This window comes from Streptomyces sp. SCPE 10 (genome assembly GCF_051980735.1).
GTDB lineage: Bacteria > Actinomycetota > Actinomycetes > Streptomycetales > Streptomycetaceae > Streptomyces > Streptomyces misionensis.
The window spans coordinates 7814616-7834013 of the sequence record NZ_CP197069.1 but is presented as its reverse complement, the minus strand read 5'-3'; the positions used below and the strand labels follow the sequence as shown (position 1 = coordinate 7834013).

18 protein-coding genes and 1 pseudogene are annotated in these 19398 nt (G+C 71.5%); 11 read left to right on the top strand and 8 right to left on the bottom strand.

Annotated elements, in window-relative coordinates:
* Window positions 1-134: 134 nt before the first annotated feature.
* Both ACSP97_RS35510 and ACSP97_RS35505 read right to left on the bottom strand, forming a co-directional pair.
* Window positions 135-1889 carry a thiamine pyrophosphate-dependent enzyme gene (locus ACSP97_RS35510; protein WP_440555921.1) on the bottom strand — a complete coding sequence of 585 codons (1755 nt, stop codon included), beginning with the start codon at window positions 1887-1889 and terminating at the stop codon, window positions 135-137.
* Between the two features lie 14 nt (window positions 1890-1903).
* On the bottom strand, window positions 1904-3487 hold the full coding sequence (locus ACSP97_RS35505) for an FMN-binding glutamate synthase family protein (RefSeq protein ID WP_435644544.1): 1584 nt from the start codon (window positions 3485-3487) through the stop codon (window positions 1904-1906).
* A 192-nt stretch (window positions 3488-3679) separates the two neighbouring features.
* On the opposite strand from ACSP97_RS35505, the gene ACSP97_RS35500 reads away from it, so the two are divergent.
* The 3 genes from ACSP97_RS35500 to ACSP97_RS35490 are packed head-to-tail and all read left to right on the top strand — an operon-like array spanning window position 3680 to window position 4856.
* Complete coding sequence (locus ACSP97_RS35500) at window positions 3680-3826, top strand: hypothetical protein (protein WP_355151896.1); 147 nt, start codon at window positions 3680-3682, stop codon at window positions 3824-3826.
* A complete protein-coding gene (locus tag ACSP97_RS35495) occupies window positions 3823-4434 on the top strand; it encodes a PRC-barrel domain-containing protein (RefSeq protein WP_358271913.1) in 612 nt (203 codons plus the stop codon). Before ACSP97_RS35500 ends, ACSP97_RS35495 begins: the two co-directional genes overlap by 4 nt.
* Window positions 4431-4856: a PRC-barrel domain-containing protein gene (locus tag ACSP97_RS35490; RefSeq protein ID WP_440555920.1), complete on the top strand. Its 426-nt coding sequence runs from the start codon at window positions 4431-4433 to the stop codon at window positions 4854-4856. Before ACSP97_RS35495 ends, ACSP97_RS35490 begins: the two co-directional genes overlap by 4 nt.
* Window positions 4857-5094: 238 nt before the next feature.
* On the opposite strand, the gene ACSP97_RS35485 is transcribed toward ACSP97_RS35490, so the two are convergent.
* Window positions 5095-5721 carry a TetR/AcrR family transcriptional regulator gene (locus tag ACSP97_RS35485; protein WP_358271909.1) on the bottom strand — a complete coding sequence of 209 codons (627 nt, stop codon included), beginning with the start codon at window positions 5719-5721 and terminating at the stop codon, window positions 5095-5097.
* Between the two features lie 50 nt (window positions 5722-5771).
* On the opposite strand from ACSP97_RS35485, the gene ACSP97_RS35480 reads away from it, so the two are divergent.
* Complete coding sequence (locus ACSP97_RS35480; RefSeq protein ID WP_440555919.1) at window positions 5772-6698, top strand: NADP-dependent oxidoreductase; 927 nt, start codon at window positions 5772-5774, stop codon at window positions 6696-6698.
* Between the two features lie 86 nt (window positions 6699-6784).
* Window positions 6785-6913, top strand: a pseudogene (locus ACSP97_RS35475) (IS630 family transposase); the annotation flags it as partial.
* Window positions 6914-7024: 111 nt separating this feature from the next.
* On the opposite strand, the gene ACSP97_RS35470 reads toward ACSP97_RS35475, so the two are convergent.
* A complete protein-coding gene (locus ACSP97_RS35470; RefSeq protein ID WP_355151899.1) occupies window positions 7025-8038 on the bottom strand; it encodes a YihY/virulence factor BrkB family protein in 1014 nt (337 codons plus the stop codon).
* Window positions 8039-8292: 254 nt separating this feature from the next.
* Between ACSP97_RS35470 and ACSP97_RS35465 the strand changes: the two genes are divergently transcribed.
* Window positions 8293-8640, top strand: a complete 348-nt coding sequence (locus ACSP97_RS35465; RefSeq protein ID WP_358271905.1) for a VOC family protein — start codon at window positions 8293-8295, stop codon at window positions 8638-8640.
* 192 nt (window positions 8641-8832) lie between these two features.
* Here ACSP97_RS35465 and ACSP97_RS35460 read toward each other — a convergent pair whose 3' ends face one another.
* Window positions 8833-9414, bottom strand: coding sequence for a flavodoxin family protein (locus ACSP97_RS35460; protein ID WP_355325513.1), 582 nt, complete (start codon window positions 9412-9414; stop codon window positions 8833-8835).
* A gap of 436 nt (window positions 9415-9850) precedes the next feature.
* On the opposite strand from ACSP97_RS35460, the gene ACSP97_RS35455 reads away from it, so the two are divergent.
* The 4 genes from ACSP97_RS35455 to ACSP97_RS35440 all read left to right on the top strand — a co-directional run bounded on the left by ACSP97_RS35455 (window position 9851) and on the right by ACSP97_RS35440 (window position 15762).
* Entirely contained in the window at window positions 9851-11842 is a 1992-nt protein-coding gene (locus tag ACSP97_RS35455; protein WP_440555918.1) for a SpoIIE family protein phosphatase, read from the top strand.
* A 240-nt stretch (window positions 11843-12082) separates the two neighbouring features.
* A complete protein-coding gene (locus ACSP97_RS35450) occupies window positions 12083-12265 on the top strand; it encodes an SflA family class IV lanthipeptide (protein WP_440555917.1) in 183 nt (60 codons plus the stop codon).
* A 2-nt stretch (window positions 12266-12267) separates the two neighbouring features.
* Complete coding sequence (gene lanL / locus ACSP97_RS35445; RefSeq protein ID WP_440555916.1) at window positions 12268-14817, top strand: class IV lanthionine synthetase LanL; 2550 nt, start codon at window positions 12268-12270, stop codon at window positions 14815-14817.
* Between the two features lie 294 nt (window positions 14818-15111).
* The gene (locus tag ACSP97_RS35440; protein ID WP_391869147.1) at window positions 15112-15762 is read left to right on the top strand and encodes an NAD(P)-dependent oxidoreductase; all 651 of its coding nucleotides are present in this window, start codon (window positions 15112-15114) and stop codon (window positions 15760-15762) included.
* On the opposite strand, the gene ACSP97_RS35435 is transcribed toward ACSP97_RS35440, so the two are convergent.
* Both ACSP97_RS35435 and ACSP97_RS35430 read right to left on the bottom strand, forming a co-directional pair.
* Window positions 15746-16630, bottom strand: coding sequence for an LLM class flavin-dependent oxidoreductase (locus ACSP97_RS35435; protein WP_440558525.1), 885 nt, complete (start codon window positions 16628-16630; stop codon window positions 15746-15748). The genes ACSP97_RS35440 and ACSP97_RS35435 overlap by 17 nt on opposite strands.
* Before the next feature lie 41 nt (window positions 16631-16671).
* Window positions 16672-17604: an alpha/beta hydrolase family protein gene (locus ACSP97_RS35430; protein WP_355325523.1), complete on the bottom strand. Its 933-nt coding sequence runs from the start codon at window positions 17602-17604 to the stop codon at window positions 16672-16674.
* 131 nt (window positions 17605-17735) lie between these two features.
* On the opposite strand from ACSP97_RS35430, the gene ACSP97_RS35425 reads away from it, so the two are divergent.
* Entirely contained in the window at window positions 17736-18365 is a 630-nt protein-coding gene (locus ACSP97_RS35425; protein WP_355150836.1) for a TetR/AcrR family transcriptional regulator, read from the top strand.
* 177 nt (window positions 18366-18542) lie between these two features.
* Here ACSP97_RS35425 and ACSP97_RS35420 read toward each other — a convergent pair whose 3' ends face one another.
* Complete coding sequence (locus ACSP97_RS35420; RefSeq protein WP_440555915.1) at window positions 18543-19331, bottom strand: SDR family NAD(P)-dependent oxidoreductase; 789 nt, start codon at window positions 19329-19331, stop codon at window positions 18543-18545.
* Window positions 19332-19398: the final 67 nt, after the last annotated feature.

The following is a 19398-nucleotide window of genomic DNA, read 5'->3' as shown; positions in this document are numbered from 1 at the left end:
ACGCATCCCCCGGCCCGGCCGGTTTCGCGCTCCAGCGCCGCCACATGGGCAACGGCGGCCACCCGTCCGGCGGGCACCCCCGGCCCTTCTCGCAGCTCAGGCGCGCGGCAGGAAAGGCGGACAGCTCGAAGCGGTCACTGCCCGTCCGTGTCCCCGTGACTGCGTACGGCCTCCTTCAGCTTGGCCACCGCGAAGCCCCAGCCCTGCTCGACGGTCGGCTGGGCCGGAACGGCTATCTCGTCGGGGTTGGTGAGGACGTCCAGCAGGACCGGGCCCGGGGTACGGAAGGCCCGCCGCACCGCGCTCTCCACCTCCGACGGGTCGGTCACCCGGATGCCGGTGATGCCCATGGCCTCGGCCACGGCGGCGAAGTCGGGATTGTCGAGCACGGTACCGAACTCGGGCAGCCCGGCCTGTTCCTGTTCGAGTTTCACCATCCCCAGCCGGCGGTTGTCGAAGACGACGAGCTTGACGGGCAGACGGTGGGTCTTGAGGGTCATGAGGTCGCCGAGGAGCATGCTCAGTCCGCCGTCCCCGCAGAAGGCCACGACCTGGCGCTCACGGTCCAGGCACTGGGCGCCCAGCGCCTGCGGCATGGCGTTGGCCATCGAACCGAGGTTGTACGAGCCGATGAGGCGCCGCTCTCCGCGCATCTCGACGAAACGGGAGAGCCACACCGTGGCCATGCCCGTGTCGGACGTGAAGACGGCGTCGTCGGCGGCGGCACGGTCCACCGCGGCGGCCAGCACCTCGGGCCTGATGTCGTGAGCACGGTTGTCCAGCGCGGAGCGCAGTCGTCCGACGAGGCCTTTGTCATGGCGGGGGTCGGCGAGCCGGGCCTGGCCGGCTCGCCACCGGTCGAAGCGTTCACGCGCCTTGTCCAGGTGCGAACGGTCGCGTGCGTCCCCGGGCGCGGTGGCGAGGTGGTCCAGGAGGTCGCGTACGGTGGCGCCGGTGTCCCCGACGAGCCCGACGTCGACCGGCACCCGGCGTCCGATGTGCGTGGCCTCGGTGTCGACCTGGATCACGGTCCTGCCCTCGGGATACCAGTCCCGGTAGGGGAAGTCGGTGCCGAGCAGCAGCAGGGTGTCCGCGTCCTGGAGGGCCGCCGCTGCGGCGGGGTTGCCGATCAGACCGGTCTGGCCGACCTGGAAGGGGTTGTGGTCGCCTTCGAAGCCCGCCTTCGCCTTCAGGGTGAGCACCATCGGCGCGGCCAGACGGTCGGCGAGCGCGAGGACGTCCTCGCGGGCGGCGCGCGCTCCTTCCCCGACGAGCATGGTGACGCGCTCCGAGCGGTCGAGGAGTTCCGCGGCGCGCCGGCCGGCCGCTGGGTCCGGCCGGCTCACCGGAGGGGTCAGCGAGAACCGGGGCGGCCGGTCGCCGGTCACCTCCCGCTCTCCCAGGTCGCCCGGCACGGTGAGGACGGCGACTCCCCTGCGGCCGAGCGCGTTGCGCACCGCCGTCTCCAGCATCTGCGGCAGTTGGTCGGGCGAGGTGATGGTGGCGCGGAAGACGGCCACGTCACTGAAGAGGGCGTCGTTGTCGACCTCCTGGAAGTAGTCGCTGCCGAGTTCGGCGAGCGGTACCTGGCCGGCGATGGCCAGGACCGGGGCGTGGCTCTTGGCGGCGTCGTACAGTCCGTTGAGGAGGTGGACGGAGCCGGGTCCGACGGTGCCCATGCACACGCCGAGGGTGCCGGTGAGCTGGGACTGGGCGCTCGCGGCGAAGGCCGCGGCCTCCTCGTGCCGGCAACCGACCCATTCCAGGTTCTCCGTGCCGCGGATGGCGTCGGTCAGGGGGTTGAGCGCGTCCCCCACGACACCGAACACCTGACGTACGCCGAGTTCGCTCAGGGCGTCGACGATGACGCGGGCAACGGTACGGGGCATGTGGGTCCTCCGGGTCAGACGGTGAAACGGTCGGGGTCGGCGGCCTTCCAGTCGGTCGCCCATGAGGCCGGTGGCTCGGCGAGCAACTGGCCCGGCCCGAGCCACTCGTACAGTTCTTCGTAGGAGCGTTCGGTGACGGGGTCGACGCGTCGGCGGAGCATGTGCGGACGCAGGTCCGCCGGATCCGTGACGCCCATGGACGCCATGATCTGGAGCGCGCCGGCCACGGTCGCCTCCTGGAAGCGCCGCACGCGAGCCGTCTTGTCGTGGACGTCGAGGGCGCGGGCCCGGCGGGGGTCCTGGGTGGTGACGCCGGTGGGGCAGGTGTTCGTATGGCACCGCTGCGCCTGGATGCAGCCGACGGCGAACATCATGGCGCGCGCGGCGTTGCCGTAGTCGGCGCCCTGCACCATGCGTTTGACGAGGTCGGTGCCGGTGGCGATCTTGCCGCTCGCCCCGATCTTGATCCGGTCGCGGAGCCCCGCGCCCACGAGGGCGTTGTGCACGGTGAGCAGCCCCTCGGTGAGGGGGGTGCCCACGTGGTCCGCGAACTCCAGCGGTGCCGCGCCCGTCCCTCCCTCGGAGCCGTCCACCACGATGAAGTCCGGGGCGGTCCCCTCCTCCACCATCGCCTTGCACACGGCCAGGAACTGCCGGCGCGAGCCCACACAGAGCTTGAATCCGGTCGGCTTGCCACCGGACAGTTCGCGCATGCGGGCGATGAACCGCACGAGTTCACGTGGCGTGGAGAACACACGGTGGTACGGCGGGGAGACGACCGTCCGCCCTTCGGGCACGTCCCGGACCCGGGCGATCTCGGCGTTCACCTTGGCTCCCGGCAGCACTCCGCCGATGCCGGGCTTGGCGCCCTGCGACAACTTCAGGGACACGCACTTGACGTGGTCGTGTGCGGCTTTGTCGGCGAACTCGGCCGCGTCGAAGTCACCGTCCTCGGTGCGGCAGCCGAAGTATCCGGTGCCGATCTCCCACACGAGGTCGCCGCCCGGGCGCAGATGGTACTCGGACAGGCCGCCCTCGCCGGTGTCCTGGGCGAATCCCCCGGCCGCCGCGCCCGCGTTGAGCGCGAGGACCGCGTTGGCGGACAGCGAACCGAAGCTCATCGCGGACACGTTCAGCAGCGCCATGTCGTACGGCCGGGCGCACTCCGGGCCGCCGATGCGCACGCGCGGCGGGTGCTCCGGCACCGGGCACGGGGCCATCGACGGAACCAGGAACTCGTGACCGGGGCGGTACACGTCCCGTTCGGTGCCGAACGGCTCCTCCGCGTCCGTGCCTTTGGCCCGCTCGTAGACGATGCTCCGCACGTCCCGGTCGAAGGGGCGCCCGTCATAGTTCCGCTCGATGAAGTACTGCTGCAGTTCCGGGCGTATGCGCTCCATGAGGAAGCGGGCATGGCCGAGAACGGGATAGTTGCGCAGCACCGAGTGCTCTCGCTGGACCAGGTCCCAGCCGCCCAGCACACCCAGGGACAACAGCGGAAGGGCCGCGAACCACCAGTAGGGCGAGCTTCCGACGGCTGCCGCGGCGCTCGCGAGCGCGGCGATCACGGTCAGGAAGACGATCACAATGCGTGTCACCCCTCGCGCATTGCCCGACAACCGGCCTCCATGCGCCCTGACCTCCCAAGAACCCGTCATTTCCGCGCGCGGCCGGGAAGGGACACGGCCTCGCGCGGAAGGCGTGCGACTCCCCTGCGCGGGAAGCAGGAAGCACAAGGACGCGCCGCACCGGGCGGCGGCCCTCGCGAAGACGTCAGGAGGAGGTCGGCGATGGAATGGTCTGGCTGGATTGTCTTCTTCATCGCGGTGGCGGTGTTACTCGCCGCGGCGGCAGTGGTCGTCCAGGCCAAACGCCGCAGCGGCACGGTGATCGCGGTACGTTCGGGTCGCCGGCCGGGCGGGGAGGGATCGCGGTGATCACCCCCCTGCTCGCCTCGGAACTGACCAAGCGGGTGGTCGTGACCCTGAGCGGCGAGGCGATCGCCCAGGTCAAGGACACCGTTTTCGACTTCACGGCAGGCCGGATCACCGGCTTCACCTTGAGCGGGCGCGGCCTGCTCGCCGGCCCGCTCAAGGTGAGCCTGCCCATGTCCGGAGTACACGCCATCGGCCCCTCCGCCGTGATGGTCCCGAGTGCGGCGGTCCTCGCGGAGCGGAAGGTGGTCCTGGCGGCCCATGAGGCCGAGCACGGGCAAGTGATCGGCGCGCCGGTCCTCACCGACCAGGGAACCGAAGCGGGCACGGTGCTGGACGTCGTGATCGAGACCGGCGGCAGCGGACGTCTGATCGGCTTCGAGATCGCCATGAAGGACGACACCGACACCGGTCACGGGAAGCGCAGGGCGTTCATCCCGCGCGGAGAGGCGCTCTCCGTCTCGGGCCGCGCCATGGTCGTCCCCGCGCACGCCCGCCACTTCGTCGCCGACGACCTGCCCACCTTCGGCGCCCAGGTCGAGGCCTTCCGCCGCTACACCGCGCGGCCGTCCCGGCTCACGCCCACGACCGATGAGGGGGCCCAGGCATGATGCTGGTGAGTCAGGCGCACGGGCTTCCGGTGATCACTGCCGAGGAAGCCGAACAGCTGGGCCGCGTGAGCGGCCTGACCGTCGACCCGCGCACGAGGAGCGTCGTCTGCGTGCGTCTGTCCGGCGCTCCGAAACACGCGACGACGATCGCCTGGGACCTGATCGAAGGAGTGGGACGAAGCGCCGTCGTGGTACGGTCCCTCGCCTCCGCCGGTCTCGGCCGGGACGAGTTCCCCACCCACCACGAGGTCCTCGGCAAGCGGGTCCTCACGGAAGCCGGCACCGAGCACGGCACCCTCAAGGACATCGCCTTCGACACCGCCACCGGGCACATCCACACGCTGTACACGGCTCTCGGCGAGATCTCCGGGAACCACCTCCTGGGCATCGGCGAGTACGCGGTCGTGGTACGCGGTACCTAGTGCTGCATCAGGCAACGTTTGCCCTGTTGACGACTGTGCGTAGGCGCTCCTCCAGAGCGTGCCCGCCCGGTGGGCGCCAGGGTCTTTCGTTTGGATCGGGCCGGATCAGGGAGCGGGGTCCGGTGCCGTGCATCGCAAGGCGGAGGAGGGCGACATGGCGGAGCCATGGCAACCGACGACAACGCCGCGAGGCGCGGTGCCAGGGCCTGCGAGCCCGGCACGATCCAAACGAAAGACCCTAGGTCACAACTGCCGGCGGCAGCCGGACTGCGGGGGGCAGCGGCGGCCTGACCGGCTCGGTCTGCATGCCCTGTATGAGCAGCGCGGCGAAGCGCCGAGAGGCGGCCACCGCAGCGGCCGGCGATGTGGTTCGGATGCCGCCGTTGGCCATGAGCACCATGATCAGGTCGTCCAGGACGAAATCCGGGCGCAGATTGCCCGCCGCCTTGGCCCGGCGGGCGAGCTCGGCGACCTTGCGCAGTGCCCGCTCCCGGGCTGCAGCGAAGTCGATCGCGCGTGGGAAAGCCGAGACGAACGCAGCGGTGAAGCCCCGGTCCTGTGCGTGCAGTTCACACACTTTCTCGATCACCCGGCAGAAGCCGCGCCATGGGTCCGGATCGGCCAGCCCCTCGTCGACGATGGCGGTGCAGGCCGCCATCTGCTCGGTGAAGACCTCGGTGACCAGCGCCTCTTTGGTCGGAAAGTGCCGGTAGAGGGTCGCGGGGCCGACCTCGGCACGCCGCGCGATCTCGCGCATCGCCACGTCCAGCCCCTCCGCAGCGAACACGGTGCGCGTCACAGCGAGGATGCGCTCGCGGTTGTCCCGGGCATCGGCGCGCAGGGAGTGAGGCAAACGGTTCGTCACCGCTCTCACTTTAGCTAAACGGACGGGGTGCTCCGATAGCGTCCGGCGCCATGAGAGCACTGCAATTCTCCGAGTACGGTCCCGCAAGCGTCCTCGAGGTCGCCGAAATTCCGGAACCGCACGCGGGACCAGGCCGCATCCGGGTGGCCGTAAAGGCCTCTGGTGTCACTCCCGCCGACTGCTACCTCCGCTCAGGCCGGTTCCGCGAGATGATGCCGCTGCGCCTGCCCCACGTCCTTGGCGTGGACGCTGCGGGTGTGGTCGACGAGGTCGGCCCAGGCGTCACCGGTGTCCGGCCGGGCGACGAGGTCTTCGGCATCGTCGATCTCGCCGAGCGCGGCGGCGCGAACGCCGAGTACGCCGTCCTGGCAGCCTGGGCGCCGAAGCCGGACGCGCTGAGCTGGGAGCAGGCCAGTGCCGCCGCGAACATCGAAACCGCCACGCGCGCCCTCGACCGGCTGAAGGTCACCGCCGGCACGACCCTGCTGATCGAGGGCGCTGCGGGCGGGGTCGGCACTGTCGCCATCCAGCTCGCGGCGGCCCGTGGCGCGCACGTCTTCGGTACGGCCAGCGCACGCAACCATGCGTTCGTCGCGGGACTGGGGGCGACACCGACCACCTACGGCCCCGGATTGGGCGAACGGGTCACCGCTCTGGCGCCGGACGGAGTCGACGTCGTCCTGGACTGCGCCGGATCCGGCTCGCTGCCCGATCTGGTGGACCTCGCAGGAAGCCCGGACCGGGTGATAACGGTCGCCGACCTGAACGCCGCGAAGTACGGGGTCCACCTGTCACGCTCGGCGGGCCCCGGCGCGGACCCGCAGGCCGTCGAAGGACTCGCCACGGCCGCCGCTCTCGCCCAGCAGGGCCGCTTCACTGTGCCGGTAGCGGCCGCCTTCACCCTCGAGAACGCGGCTGCAGCACACCAGTTGAGCGAGACAGGCCACGCCCGGGGAAAGATCGTACTTACCCTCTAGTGCCGCATCAGAGCACTTTTGCACTGTGGCGATGTGACGCGCCGTTCGGATGCTGGTCCGCACGGCGCGGTCGCCAGGCCGTGTGAGTGGCAGAACGAGTGCGTGTCCGCGAGATTGATGACGACGAGGGAAGGCGCCTGCTGCGGATCATCCGCAGAGGCACGGGGCCGGTGGTGACCTGGCGGCGGGCCCAGACGGTACTGTCCGCCCTCCAGCCCCATTCTGGGCGGCAGTGGGCCGAGCGCGGCGGGAAGCTGACGGCCTGGTCGGCGTCGACGTCCGAGGCGGTGGCGGAGATCGCCGGCCCCGGGTGACCGTAGCCCGCCTCAGCGGGCGTCGTCCGGCGGTTCTCGGTGCTGGGGTTCGGGCGGCGGATCGAAGCGCACGCTGATCTTCTGGAACCCCTTGAATGCCTCGGTGGCGGCGTACGACCGGTAGGCGCGGCGGTCCGCCGCGCTCAGCTGCACCCGGTCCGTGAACGGTGTCAGCAGGCTGCGGGGCCACAGGCGCATGACCCACACGGCCCCCGCCTCGGCCGCCATGATGAAGATCAGGGCCCCGACGTACAGCCAGGCGAGCAGGCCGAGGACGATGCCGAACATGCCGTAGGTGGCGGTGGCCCCGTGCAGCACGTGGCTGACGTAGTAGGAGCCCACCCACTGCAGCGCCTGCCACGCGCAGGCACCCCCCAGCGCGACTCCGGCGAGTCGGCGCAGCGGCAGTGCCCGGTGTGTGAGCAGCCGGTAACTCACGAGCAGCAGGAGCGTGTTCAGGCACACGGACCCGGCGGTAACGGCGAACCAGCTGCCGCCCCGCAGCCGCACACCGAACAGGTACGTCTGTGACGCCGCCACCGACAGCAGGGTGGACGCGCACAGCCCGACCGCGAGGACCAGCAGGAACACCACCCCCTTCAGCCTCGAACGAAGCGGGTCCGGGCGGGCGTGCCGGGGAACCGCCCATATCTTGTTGAGGGCGTACTGCGCGGCCTGGGCGACACCGAGCGAACCGTAGACGCTGCCCGCGATACCGGCGGCGAGCGCGGCCCCGTTGCCGCGGAAGGAGTGGATGTTGTGGCCGAGCTGGTCGCCGATGACCGGGAATTTGCGCAGCGCCGAGTCCATGACCTGCTGGCGCAGGGTGGGATCGTCGCTGAGGAAGGTGCTCAGGACGGCGACGAGAATGAGGAACAGCGGGAAGAGCGAGAGGAAGCCGTAGTAGGTGAGCAGGGCCGCGAGGTACAGGCCCTGGTCGTCGTAGAACTTGTACAGGACGCCGAGCGGCAGACCCACCCAGTGGTGGCGTCTCTGGAAGCCGTCGACGCGCTCGAGGAATCCCATGACCTGCGCTCAACCTAGGTGATCGATTCCAAGGGGGTGCCCTCGGAGACGCAACAGCACCCTATGCGACGCGCGACCATTTATCGAAGAAGCGTCCGGGCCTGCACCAGGGCGGTCGGCCGTGGGGATCGCGCCGCAGTCGGCAGGCGCGGGACGGGTCCGTTACGAAAGCGTGCCCGGTGGGGAAGCGGCGTGGTGGACGCGGCGTAGTACTCCTGGAGGCGGCCCGTCCCGACCTCGCTTGGAGTCGCCCGATGACCGTTCGCCGCGTCGTGCCCACCATCCACTCTCAGGCCGCGCAGGAGAGCCGGGAGTTCTACGGCCTGCTGGGCTTCGAGGAGGTCATGAATCACGGCTGGATCATGACTCTCGCCTCCCCGGCCAACCCGGCGGCGCAGATCAGCGTCACGGCAGGCGACAAGACGGCCCCGGTCACCCCCGACATGAGCGTGGAGGTGGACGACGTGGATGCCGCCTACGCGGTCATGCGGGAGCGCGGTGCGGAGATCGTCCACCCCTTGCAGGACGAGGAGTGGGGAGTGCGGCGGTTCTTCGTCCGCGACCCCAGCGGCCGCGTGGTCAACGTGCTGGGCCACCGCTGACGCCCCTCCCGGACGGCGCCGGCCGCCGGAGGGGACCCGCCGCCCCTGCCGCGTGACCGGCCAGGCCGCGCGGCAGCGCGATGGGCTGCCCCGGCCCGCGCCGGCCCCCGCAGGCGCCGCTCGGCGCGGAGGCTCCGGCCGCCTTCCACCTCGTGCACATGAGTGATGCCTGACGCGCCTGGCGGCGGTGGGTCAGGACTCGTGGGGGAAGCGGGCCAGGGGCGCGTCCTGGGTGAAGAAGGTCTTGGCGCGCAGGAGCGCGGTCTCGTCGGTGAGGACCTGGCCGGGGCGCGTGCCGTTGCCGAGCAGGACGCCGCCGAAGCGCATGCCCATGTAGGCCGCGGTGTGGTGGAGGGTGAGGACCAGTGGCTCGGCCACCTCCTCCTCGCGGTGTGCCATGGCGGTGACGCCCCACAGGGTGCGGCCGGCCATCTTCTCCCGGAAGCCGGGGTCGGGGGTGCGCAGCCACTTGCTCCAGTAGTCGAGGTAGCGCTTGGTGGCGGCGGAGACGGAGTACCAGTAGAGCGGGGAGGCGATCACTATGTCGGTGGCGGCGGCCGTCGCCTCGCGCAGCAGCGTCTCGTCGTCCTCCTCCACCGGCCCGAAGTCCGTGTCGTGGCGCTCGTCCCGGAAGTCGGGCAGGTGGAGCCTGGTGAGGTCGAGCCAGCGCTGTTCCACGTCGGCCGGGAGCTGGTCCGCGGCCGCCCGGGCGAGCAGCTCGGTGTTGCCGCCGGTACGGGCGCTGCCGAGCAGGAAGAGGAACGAACGGGTCATGGTCTGCTCCAGAGGTGCGGCGGTTGGTCCCGCCTGTCCAACCCTGACCGGCCGGCGGGCATTCCGGCGGCACGGCACGCGCCCGAGCGGCGACCGGCTTCGTGATCGGCGCGGCTGTGCCCACGGCCAACCGAGCGCCGCTCGGGCGTACTTCGCCGTCAAGTCGAACATCGGGGCCGGGGGACGCTGAGGGCGATCTCAGCTGATGCGCCCTCGCGTCCAGGCACGACGCACGGCCTCCTACGAGAATGGGTCGTGGAACGGACGGACTCGGGCCGGCGGGGTCGGCGTGGCGCGACTGGTACGGCACTCGTACCGGGAAGATGAGGAAGTCCCCGACGCCGACCATGGGAGAGGGCTACGCGGTGACGACACTGGCCTGGCGGAGATCTCGTCGACCGGACGGTCGGCGGGTGCGGATGCGAACAGGTCGGCCATGAGTCCGGCGAGCTCTCTCGATCCGAAGCTGTTCGACGAGACGGCGGCGGCGGTCGCGCTGTTCACCGGCCCCGAGCACCGGCTGGTCTACCAGAACGCGGCCTGCTGCAGGATGCTCGGCGCACGGCCCCTGGGGCTGCCCGCCAGGGAGGCGTTCCCCGAACCGGACGCCGCGGAGTTCATGACCGTACTGGACGACGTCGTCGCCACCGGCCGACCGCGCCAGATCCTGGAGTCACGTGAACCCGACCCGGGCGCCGTGGAACAGGCCAGGTACTTCGTCTACTCCTGCACGCCCGTCACCCTGCCCGGTGGACCCGGCGCCATGGTCGTCGCGATGGACACCACGGCCGAGACCATGGCGCTGCAGCGGTACGAGGCGCTGGTGTCGGCCGTGTCGCAGATGGTGTGGGTCGTGCGTGCGGACGGCTCCGCGGAGGAGGTCGTCCCCGGCTGGCAGGAGCTGACCGGTTCCCCCTGGCGCGGCTGGATCGACGACGACTGGTACGCCTACATCCATCCGCGGGACCGTGAGGGACTCGGCCGCGCCTGGCGTACCACCGCGGCCCAGGAACCTCCGGCTGTCATGGAGGCCACTTTCCGGGTGCGGACCACCGACGGCTCCTATCGCCATATGTCGACCCGCTGCGTGCCCATCCTGCATCACGGCCGCGCCAAGGAGTGGGTCGCCGCGACGGACGATGTCGAGGAGACATGGCGTGCCACGCTGCGTGAACATGTTCTCGCGCGCGTGGCGGAGGTGGCCGCCGGCAGTCTCGAAGAGGTCTTCGCGGCGGTCGTGCGGACGGTCGTACCCGAACTCGCCGACTCCTGTGTGGCCCTGCTGTTGTCCCACGAGGAATGGCCGCTGCCGAAGAACGCGACCGTCACGGCCCGGCGGGTCGCCTCCGCGATCCGCCCGGGGCTGCCGGCCGCACCCGCTCTGCGGGGGCAGAGCGTCCCCGTCACGAGCACCGTGCGGGAGATGCTGGAGAGCCGGGTCCCGCGGACTTTCCATCTCCCGCCCGCCGGGCGGTTCCCCGCCGACCTGGTCCCGGCCGTCACCGAGCGGTGGCTGATCGCCGCGGGCGCCACCAGCCTGACACTCGTGCCGCTGGTCGTCGACGGGACCGTCCTCGGTTACGCCGCCACCAGCACCAACGGCGACACCCCGGTGCCCGGCCCCGAAGACGTCGAACTGCTGCGCAAAGTCCTCCACCTCGCGCAACGGCCCATCCACCGGGTCCTCGACCTGCAGCGCGCCCGCCGGATCGCCCTGCGTCTCCAGCGCGCCCATCTCACCGAGCCGCCGACCGTGCCCGGCGCGTCCGTGGCCGCCTGTTACGAGCCGGCTAGCTCGGCCGACGAGATCGGCGGGGACTGGTACGACGCCATCGTCCACTCCGACGGCACCCTGGCCCTCGACATCGGAGATGTCGCCGGCCACGATCTCACCGCGGCGACCGCCATGGGCCAGTTGCGCAGCATGTGCCGCGGCCTCGCCTGGAACATGGGGCCCGAGTGCACACCCGGGACCGTCCTGGCCATGCTCGACGACGCCGCCGACGGGCTGGCCATCGCCTCGTTCGCCACAGCCGTCCACACCCATCTGCGGCGGTGTCCTGACGGCACCTGGCGGATGGCATGGTCCAACGCCGGGCACCCACCGCCCCTGCTCGTCCCCGCCCGCGGGATGCCCCACTTCCTCGTCGGCACCGGTGAGGACCCCCCCCCGCTGTGCGTAGACCCCAGGACCCGCCGCACCACCCACACCCGGACCCTCGCCCCCGGAGACACCCTCCTGTACTACACCGACGGCCTCATCGAAACGCCCGACTCCTCCCTCGACGAGGGTCAGCAACGTCTTCTGCGAGCCGTCAGCCACCACCGCGGCGAACCCCTACCCGAGCTGCTGCGCAACCTGCAGAGTCTCTCCGACGCCCGCGACGACACCGCCCTGATGGCCTTCCGCGCCGACCCGGGCGGCTGACCTCGGCCGCCGATCAGGAGGCGGCCGTCCGGGCAGGCCGGCACCGGCCGTGTCCGAAGCCTGTGCTGATGGTGGTGCCGTCGTGCTGCCCGGCACCCGCGAGAGCGGTGCGACCTGACCTCTTGTCAGGAAGGTCGCCGCTGCCTACGTTTGTGCGGCACGTCCCTGGCACAGCGGGTCCGCCGGCCCGCGTCGCCCATTTCCCGCTCCTCAGCGCACGACAGACCATGGAGGCTTCACATGCCCGTAGCCGTGCCGGAACTGCTGGAAGCCGACGGATTCCGCGACGCGGGTCCGCCGGAGATCGACGACGAGGCGATCGTGTTCGAGGACGACGACCGCGGCGACCGCGAGCACACCGCGTGCCTCTCCGACCCCTGGGTGACCGCCACCACCCGCTTCTCGTGTGACCTGAACTCGTAGCGGTGGCCGTCTCCATCGCCGGCCGCAGCGGTTGGTCCGACGAGACGTGGTCGTACCTGAACGATCCGCGGATGCCGGCGATGGAACACGGCTGGAAACTGCACGTCTCGGCGCGCCCCGGCGATCTCGACGCCGTGATCCGGCTCGTCCTGCCGGTGCTGTCCCGGCATGTCTGCCACGCGAAGTTCGCCCGCGACCCGCAGACGCTGCGCCGCCTCAACTCCGGGGTGGTGAGCGCGGGAGCCGTCGGAAAGGCGGTCACCGTCTACCCCCTGGCAGGCACGGTGGTCGAGGTCGCCCGGGAACTCGCCGCCGTACTCCGTGACCGGGAGGGCCCGCAGATCGTCAGCGACCGGCGGGTCGACCCGAGGGCCCCGGTCTACTACCGCTACGGCCCCTTCACCGGCGACTACCGGACCGGCCGGGCCGGGCGGCTCGAATCCGTGATGACCGGACCGGACGGCCAGGTCTTCGACGGCTTGGCCGTCGGCCGCTACCGGTGCCCGCCGTGGGCCGAGGACCCCTTCGCGAGTGGTCGCGAACACGGTGCCGAGCCGTCCGCGCCCGGCCTCGGCGGCGGACGCTACAGGGTCACCGCCGGCATCGTGCGTGCGGCCCGGGGCAACGTCTACCGCGCGGTGGACCGTACTCTCGGGCGGCCGGTGGTGGTGAAACAGGCGAGGGCCTTCGTGGGCGAGGACGAATCCGGTACGGACGCCCGCCACCGGCTGCGCAACGAGCGCGGGGTCCTCACCGCGCTCGACGGTGTCACGGGCGTGCCCCGCGCACTGGACTACTTCGCCCACCAGAGCAACGAGTACCTGGTGATGAGCAGTTGCGGCGACCGGGACCTGCGCAGGGAGGTCCTGCGCAACGGCCCCTACCGGGACGACGACACCCGGCCGGCGCGCGCCCTGTCCGTCCTCGCCACCCGGCTCCTGCGGGTCCTGGACGCGATCCACGGCCGGAACGTGGTCGTGCGCGACCTCAAGCCCGACAACGTCGTGCTCGACGACTCGGGCCACTGCCACGTGATCGACTTCGGGATCAGCGAGCTGGACGGCGCCGGCCCGGGAGGGGCGACCCCCGGATACAGCGAGCCGGTTCTGCGCACGATGGGACCGGCCGCTCCCGCCGACGACCACTACGCCCTCGGCGCAACCCTCTTCTTCGCCGCCACCGGCATGGATCCGGTGATCGTCGACAGCGACCACGAGGTCAACCGGGACCGGACCCTGGCCTGCCTGGCATGGGCATTGCCCGGGCGCGTCCACCGGGAGTTCCGGTCGTCCATCAGCGGCCTGCTGAGCTTCGATCCCGCCGTTCGGACCGGCGCCGCCGACCGCCTGCGCACCGGAACGGCGGCAGGCGCACGCCGGCCCGTGCGCCGGCCCGCGCGTCCCCGGCTCGACGGCGACCTGCTGGACGAGGTCATCGAGCACACGACCGCGTTCTGCGTCGGTGAAGCGCACGCGATCGTGGACCCGGTGCGGGCCGCACAGCTGAACGTCCCCACCTCGATCGATGTCTACGGCGGCAGTTCGGGACTCGGACTGGAGCTCCTCCACCACGCGCACCGGCCCCAAGTGCGTTCGGCCGTCGCCGAGTTGGCACGGTGGACGGCGAACCAGTCCAGGAACCTCCCACCCGGCTTCTACACGGGGCGCACCGGCGTCGAACTCTTCCTGACCCAGGCCGGATTGGAGACCGCGTCGGGGGCGGATCCGCGGTCCGGGCATCCCGTCCTGCCGGACCGCGCACCGGGCGGCGGACCGCCGGAGGCGGATCTGATCGCGGGCGCCGCCGGTATCGGCCTGGGCCGGCTGCTGCTCGCCCGGCACGCTCTCCGGTCCGGTCGCCGACCCGCCGCGGACCGGCACCTCGCCGTCGCCGCCGAGTGCGACCGGATGCTGGCGTCGGGCACCGCCCGGCTGAGCCCGACCGGGGCGGACACGGCCGGTGGTGCCGCGCTCGGCGAGGGCCTCGCGCACGGCGAGGCCGGTGTCGTCTGCTTCCTGCTCGAATACGGCGGCGAGACCGGGGACCCGGACGCGGTCGGCCGCTCCGAGCAGGCCGCCGCGCGCCTGGCCGCCGTGACGCCCGACATCATCGCGGCGGCCGCCGAACCGGGGGCGACACGCCGCTACGGCTCGTGGTGCCGGGGCCTGGCCGGCGTCGGAACCGTACTCGTCCGGGCCGCCGAACGCCTCGGCGAGCCCGGGTACCTCCGCCTCGCCCAGCGGGCCGCGCGTGCCTGCGCCGCACTGGCACCGCGGATGCCGCTCGTCACGCAGTGCTGCGGACTGGCCGGAGTGGGCGACCTGATGGTGGACGTCGCAAAGGCGTCCGCGTCCGAGGAGTTCTGGGACGCGGCCGAGACCGTCGCCCTGCTCATCCTGAGCCGCAGCGGCGGCACCTGGTCCCGGCCCGTGTTCCCGGACACCGGTCTCGCCCGGCCGAGCGCGACCTGGGCCGGTGGCTCCGCGGGCGTGCTGGCCTTCTTCCGACGGCTGCACGACCGGGGTGGCCCCCGGCTCGGCCTCCTGGCCTGACCGGGGGCCGCCGTCACCGGTGGCGGCCCCCGGCCCCCGCGTCGGCACGGCCACGACCGGCCCGGCCCGACCCACGCTCCCCCATCCCCTGGCTTGCAGCGCCCGCACGGACGCTGTCCGGGGCGGTCAGCGACGGCCCCGGGCCGGCCCTGCGTGCCCTCCTTGATCGACCAGGTCAGGCGGTGTCACCTGATGGGGTCCAGTTCACCTGGTGCGGCCGACACCTCATGGCTTTCACGAGAGGGCTCGCTAGCCTCCGGATCCGGAGACGATCAACCGGAAGTGGAGACTCTCATGTCCAAGATCGCCGTGTTCGGCGCCAACGGCACCATCGGATCCCGCATCGTGGACGAGGCCCTTCGCCGGGGCCATCAGGTCACAGCCGTCGTGCGTGACCCGGCGAAGCTCACCAAGAGCGACCCCAACCTGACCGTGGTCACCGGTGACGTGCTGGACCCCGCATCCGTCGCCGAGGTGGCCAAGGCGCAGGACGTCGTGGTCAGCGCGGTCGGCGGAGGTGACGGCCCGGGCCACATCGCCACCATCAGGCCCGCCGCCGAGTCACTGGTCGCCGGGGTGCGCTCACTTGGGGGCAACGCACCCCGGCTCATCACGGTCGGCGGCGCCGGGTCCCTGCGCAGGCCGGACGGCACACGGCTCTGGGACACCGAGGGCCTGCCGGAGTTCCTGCTGCAGATCATGCACGCCCACGGCGACGCCCTGGACTATTACCGCACCGTCAGCGACGTGAGGTGGACCAACGTCAGTCCCGCGGCCACGATCGAGCCGGGCGAGCGCACCGGCACATACCGCATCGCCGCAGACGACCTGATCGTCGCCGAAGACGGCAGCAGCCGCATCTCCGCCGAGGACTACGCGGTCGCCCTGCTCGACGAGATCGAGCAGCCCCGGCACATCGGCGAACGTTTCACCGTCGGTTACTGACCGCCGGTCCCGGGCCAACCCCCGTGTCGGACAGAGGACCGATGACGGTGTCGGCGACCCAGCGTGCGACGCCGGCCGGGTAGGGCGCGCCCAGTCCGAGCACGATGTGGCTGAAGCCGCCTTCGAGCGCCGCGCGGATGGTGCGGCGGGTGCCCTCGGGCCGGTCGTACGAGACGGGCAGGACGATGGACCGAGTGATCTCAGCCGGGTTCCGGCCGATCTCCTCGCACAGCCGGTCCAGCGCGGCGCTGCGCTCGACGGCCTTGTCGATGCTGCCGCCGGGCATGTTCCACCGGTCCGCATGCCTGGCCACCACGCGCAGCGTCGGGGTGGCCTGGCCGCCGATCAGGATCGGCGGGTGAGGGTCCTGGACGGGTTTGGGACTGCAGAACGCGCCCGTCAACTGGTGGTGGTCGCCCTGGAAGTCGAACGGCGCGGTTTCGGTCCACAGTCTGCGGATGATCGTGCGCGCCTCGGCGAGGCTCCCGACCGCGTGGGCGGCATCGTGGAAGGGGAGACCGTGAGCCGCGTACTCACGCCGGGCCAGTGGCACGTCCGGGCGAGAGCCCGCGCCGATGCCGAACTCGAGCCGGCCGCCGGAGACGGCGTCGACGGTGGCGGCGATCTTGGCCAGCATGGCCGGTGGACGGAACCTGTTGCTCGTGACCATCACTCCGAGTCGCAACCGCTCGGTTCCGGCCGCGAGTGCGGACAGCAGTGTCCAGCCCTCGAAAGTGGGTCCGTTCGGGTCGCCGCCGAGCGGCATGAGGTGGTCGAACAGCCAGGCGTGCTCGATCTGTTCGATGCCGTCCGCTTCACGCCAGACCCGCAGGATGTCGTCGTAGGCGACCTGCGCCGGGGCGGTCATGATGCCAAAACTGGGCGTGCCTGCCGGCACGAGGGTGTTGGTCACTTCGAGTCGATGCTTCCCAGCGGGGCATCGGCCGCCGCCAGCGCCCGACGGACGGTGGTCCACGCGCCCTGGTCGAGGCCCAGCGCGGTACGCAAGTACGCCAGCGTGGCCTGCTGCACGAGCGCGACACGCTCGGGGCTTTCGTCGGTGGTGCGCGTGTCGTTGGCTCCCTGGATGCCGCCGAGTCCGTGTTCCGCGCCGAACAGGGTCAGCAGATCGGTGGCGCCCGGGCTGAGCCGGTAGCCGTCGGCGAACCAGTCCGGACCGCGTACCGTCAGCGGGGACTGGTCGTGGTCGCCGGCGACCACGAGGCTGGGCGTCTTCAGCTCGGCGAAATCAGGGCTCATGAACGGGAAGTACTGGCTGGCGAGCGGGCTCAGGTCGGCGCCGCCGGTGCCGGGCAGGGACAGCAGCACGGCGGCACTGACACGCGGGTCGGCCATGCTCTCACCGGGGATGCCGTCGGCGCCCACGACCCGTGCCCCCGCGAGGGTGCTGGCGGTCTGTGCGCCCCAGGAATGCCCGGCGACCGCGATGCGGTCGTGGTCGACGCGGCCGGCCAGCCCGGGCACCGCGGCTTCGATCCTGTCGAGCCGGTCGAGGACGGCGGTGAGGTCGGCGGTGCGGATGCGCCAGATGAGCGGGGAGCGCGGATCGTCGGGGGCGAGGCCGAGGGAGTCGAGATGGGTGGGCTGGACGACCACGAACCCGCGGGCGGCCCAGTGGCCGACCAGCGGTGCGTAGTCGTCCATGGTCAGGCTCATGCCATGGGAGAAGACGACGACGGGCAGGTTGTCGCCGGTCGTCGGCGCCGTGATCCGTACCTGCAGGTCCTGACCGCGGTCCGGGGCGGCCAGCGAGATCGGGCTGACGGAGATGACCGGGGTGGTGAAGTCGTTGCCGCCGTCGGCGGACGTGTTGTCGCTCACGAGACGAATGCCTTTCTCGGACGAGCCCAGTGGGCCCCTGCTGCGCGGTGTCTGGCAAAATGAAATCCGGAGCGCCGCTCCGGATCACAATACGGAGCAACGCTCCGCTTTGCAAGCAGGAGGTGTGCACGATGTCCACGGCCGACACGCCGTCAGCATCCGCAGGACGTAAGCGAGCCGACGTACGCCGCAACGAGCAGAAGCTCCTGGACGCGGCCGCGGCCGTCTTCGTCCGCCTGGGGATCGACGCCCCCGTGCGGGAGATCGCCGCGGAGTCAGGCCTCGGCATGGGCACGATCTACCGCCACTTCCCCACCCGGGCGGACCTGGTGGTGGCGGTCTTCCGGCATCAGGTCGACGCGCTCGCCGCCGTCGACGCGGCGCCCACCGCCGGCACGCCGTACGAGGTGCTGCGGCAGTGGGTCCACCAATTCGCCGACTTCCTGGTCACCAAGCACGGCCTCGCCGAGGCGCTGCACTCGGACCAAGCGGGATTCGAGAGTCTGCACAACGAGTTCGTCGAGCGCCTGATGCCCGTGCTCGACCAGCTGTTGAAGGCGTCCGCTGCCGCTGGATACACGCGCTCCGACGTCCGGGCCTACGACTTCATGCTCGCCATCGGCAACCTGTGCATCGGAGTGGAGAACTTCCCCGACTACCAGGCCCGCCGCATGATCGACCTGCTGCTCGCCGGCCTTGCCCGGACCGCCCCGGCAGCGACCGCCGAGGAGCCGGAACAGGCCGACGCCGGCCGCCCGTAACCCGGCACGGGCCACGAGAGAACGCACCGGCCCCCGTCGTGCGGTGCGGGGCGACGGCGTCGGCGTGCGGGTCGTCGGTGAGACGAGCGGAACCCGCTCGGCGCCCTGGCGCACCCGCACGCCGCGGTCGGCGAGGCGCTGTGCCCCGGCGACCTCACCCTCGTCGGCGACGGGCCGTCACCAAGGGATCTCGCCCTCGTCGGAGAAGAAGCGGCCCGTCGGGCCGTCGTCAGGGATGGTGGCCAGGCGGATCGCGGAGACCGCGCCCTGCTGCGCGGTGCGCACCCCCTGGAAGGCGTTGAGGTCGGTGGCCGTGTAGCCGGGGCAGACGGCGTTGATCAGGATGTTCGTGTCGGCCAGCTCCTTGGCGTACTGAACGGTGACGGCGTTGAGGAACGTCTTCGACGGCGCGTAGGCGACGGAGATCGGACCCGTCTCGGTGCCGGGCGTGGTCTGCAGCGTGAGGGAGCCGACCCTGCTGGAGACGTTCACGATCCGCGGCGACGGGGAGCGCAACAGCAGCGGCAGCAGGGCGTTGGTGACGCGGATGACGCCGATGACGTTGGTCTCCACGGCCGCCCGCACCCGGTCCGGGTCGACCTTCGTGGGTTCCTGCGGGCCGCCGCCGGTGATGCCCGCGTTGTTGACCAGCACGTCGAGCCGTCCGGCCCGCTCCTCGATCAGCCGGGCCGCCGCGGTCACGCTCGCGTCGTCCGTCACGTCCAGCGGTACCCCGAACGCGTCGAGCCCGGCCGCGCGCAGCTTCGCCACGGCGGTCTCGCGCCGCGCCTCGTTCCGCGCACCGACCCCGATCTTCCAGCCGAGGGCGCCCAGCCCGGCGGCGATCTCGTACCCGATGCCCTTGTTGGCACCGGTCACCAGCGCGACCTTCCGGTTCTCGTTCCGGTCACCGGCCTGTCCGTCGAGCTGTTCACCGGCGATGTTCGTGTCGTTCGTTTCGCTCATGCCTCCGATGGTTCTCCCGCACCCCTCGGCGGGTCCAAGACCGATCGGGTGGGCGGCGATACCGGCC

What these genes read in the sequence shown, in the direction of transcription:
- ACSP97_RS35450 (WP_440555917.1), top strand. Translation starts at nt 12,083, where the DNA reads ATGCCCGTAGCCGTGCCGGAACTGCTGGAAGCCGACGGATTCCGCGAC.
- ACSP97_RS35500 (WP_355151896.1), top strand. Translation starts at nt 3,680, where the DNA reads ATGGAATGGTCTGGCTGGATTGTCTTCTTCATCGCGGTGGCGGTGTTA.
- ACSP97_RS35425 (WP_355150836.1), top strand. Translation starts at nt 17,736, where the DNA reads ATGTCCACGGCCGACACGCCGTCAGCATCCGCAGGACGTAAGCGAGCC.
- ACSP97_RS35435 (WP_440558525.1), bottom strand. Translation starts at nt 16,630, where the DNA reads ATGACCGCCCCGGCGCAGGTCGCCTACGACGACATCCTGCGGGTCTGG.
- ACSP97_RS35465 (WP_358271905.1), top strand. Translation starts at nt 8,293, where the DNA reads ATGACCGTTCGCCGCGTCGTGCCCACCATCCACTCTCAGGCCGCGCAG.
- ACSP97_RS35455 (WP_440555918.1), top strand. Translation starts at nt 9,851, where the DNA reads ATGAGTCCGGCGAGCTCTCTCGATCCGAAGCTGTTCGACGAGACGGCG.
- ACSP97_RS35480 (WP_440555919.1), top strand. Translation starts at nt 5,772, where the DNA reads ATGAGAGCACTGCAATTCTCCGAGTACGGTCCCGCAAGCGTCCTCGAG.
- ACSP97_RS35470 (WP_355151899.1), bottom strand. Translation starts at nt 8,038, where the DNA reads ATGGGATTCCTCGAGCGCGTCGACGGCTTCCAGAGACGCCACCACTGG.
- ACSP97_RS35420 (WP_440555915.1), bottom strand. Translation starts at nt 19,331, where the DNA reads ATGAGCGAAACGAACGACACGAACATCGCCGGTGAACAGCTCGACGGA.
- ACSP97_RS35440 (WP_391869147.1), top strand. Translation starts at nt 15,112, where the DNA reads ATGTCCAAGATCGCCGTGTTCGGCGCCAACGGCACCATCGGATCCCGC.
- ACSP97_RS35510 (WP_440555921.1), bottom strand. Translation starts at nt 1,889, where the DNA reads ATGCCCCGTACCGTTGCCCGCGTCATCGTCGACGCCCTGAGCGAACTC.
- ACSP97_RS35490 (WP_440555920.1), top strand. Translation starts at nt 4,431, where the DNA reads ATGATGCTGGTGAGTCAGGCGCACGGGCTTCCGGTGATCACTGCCGAG.
- ACSP97_RS35460 (WP_355325513.1), bottom strand. Translation starts at nt 9,414, where the DNA reads ATGACCCGTTCGTTCCTCTTCCTGCTCGGCAGCGCCCGTACCGGCGGC.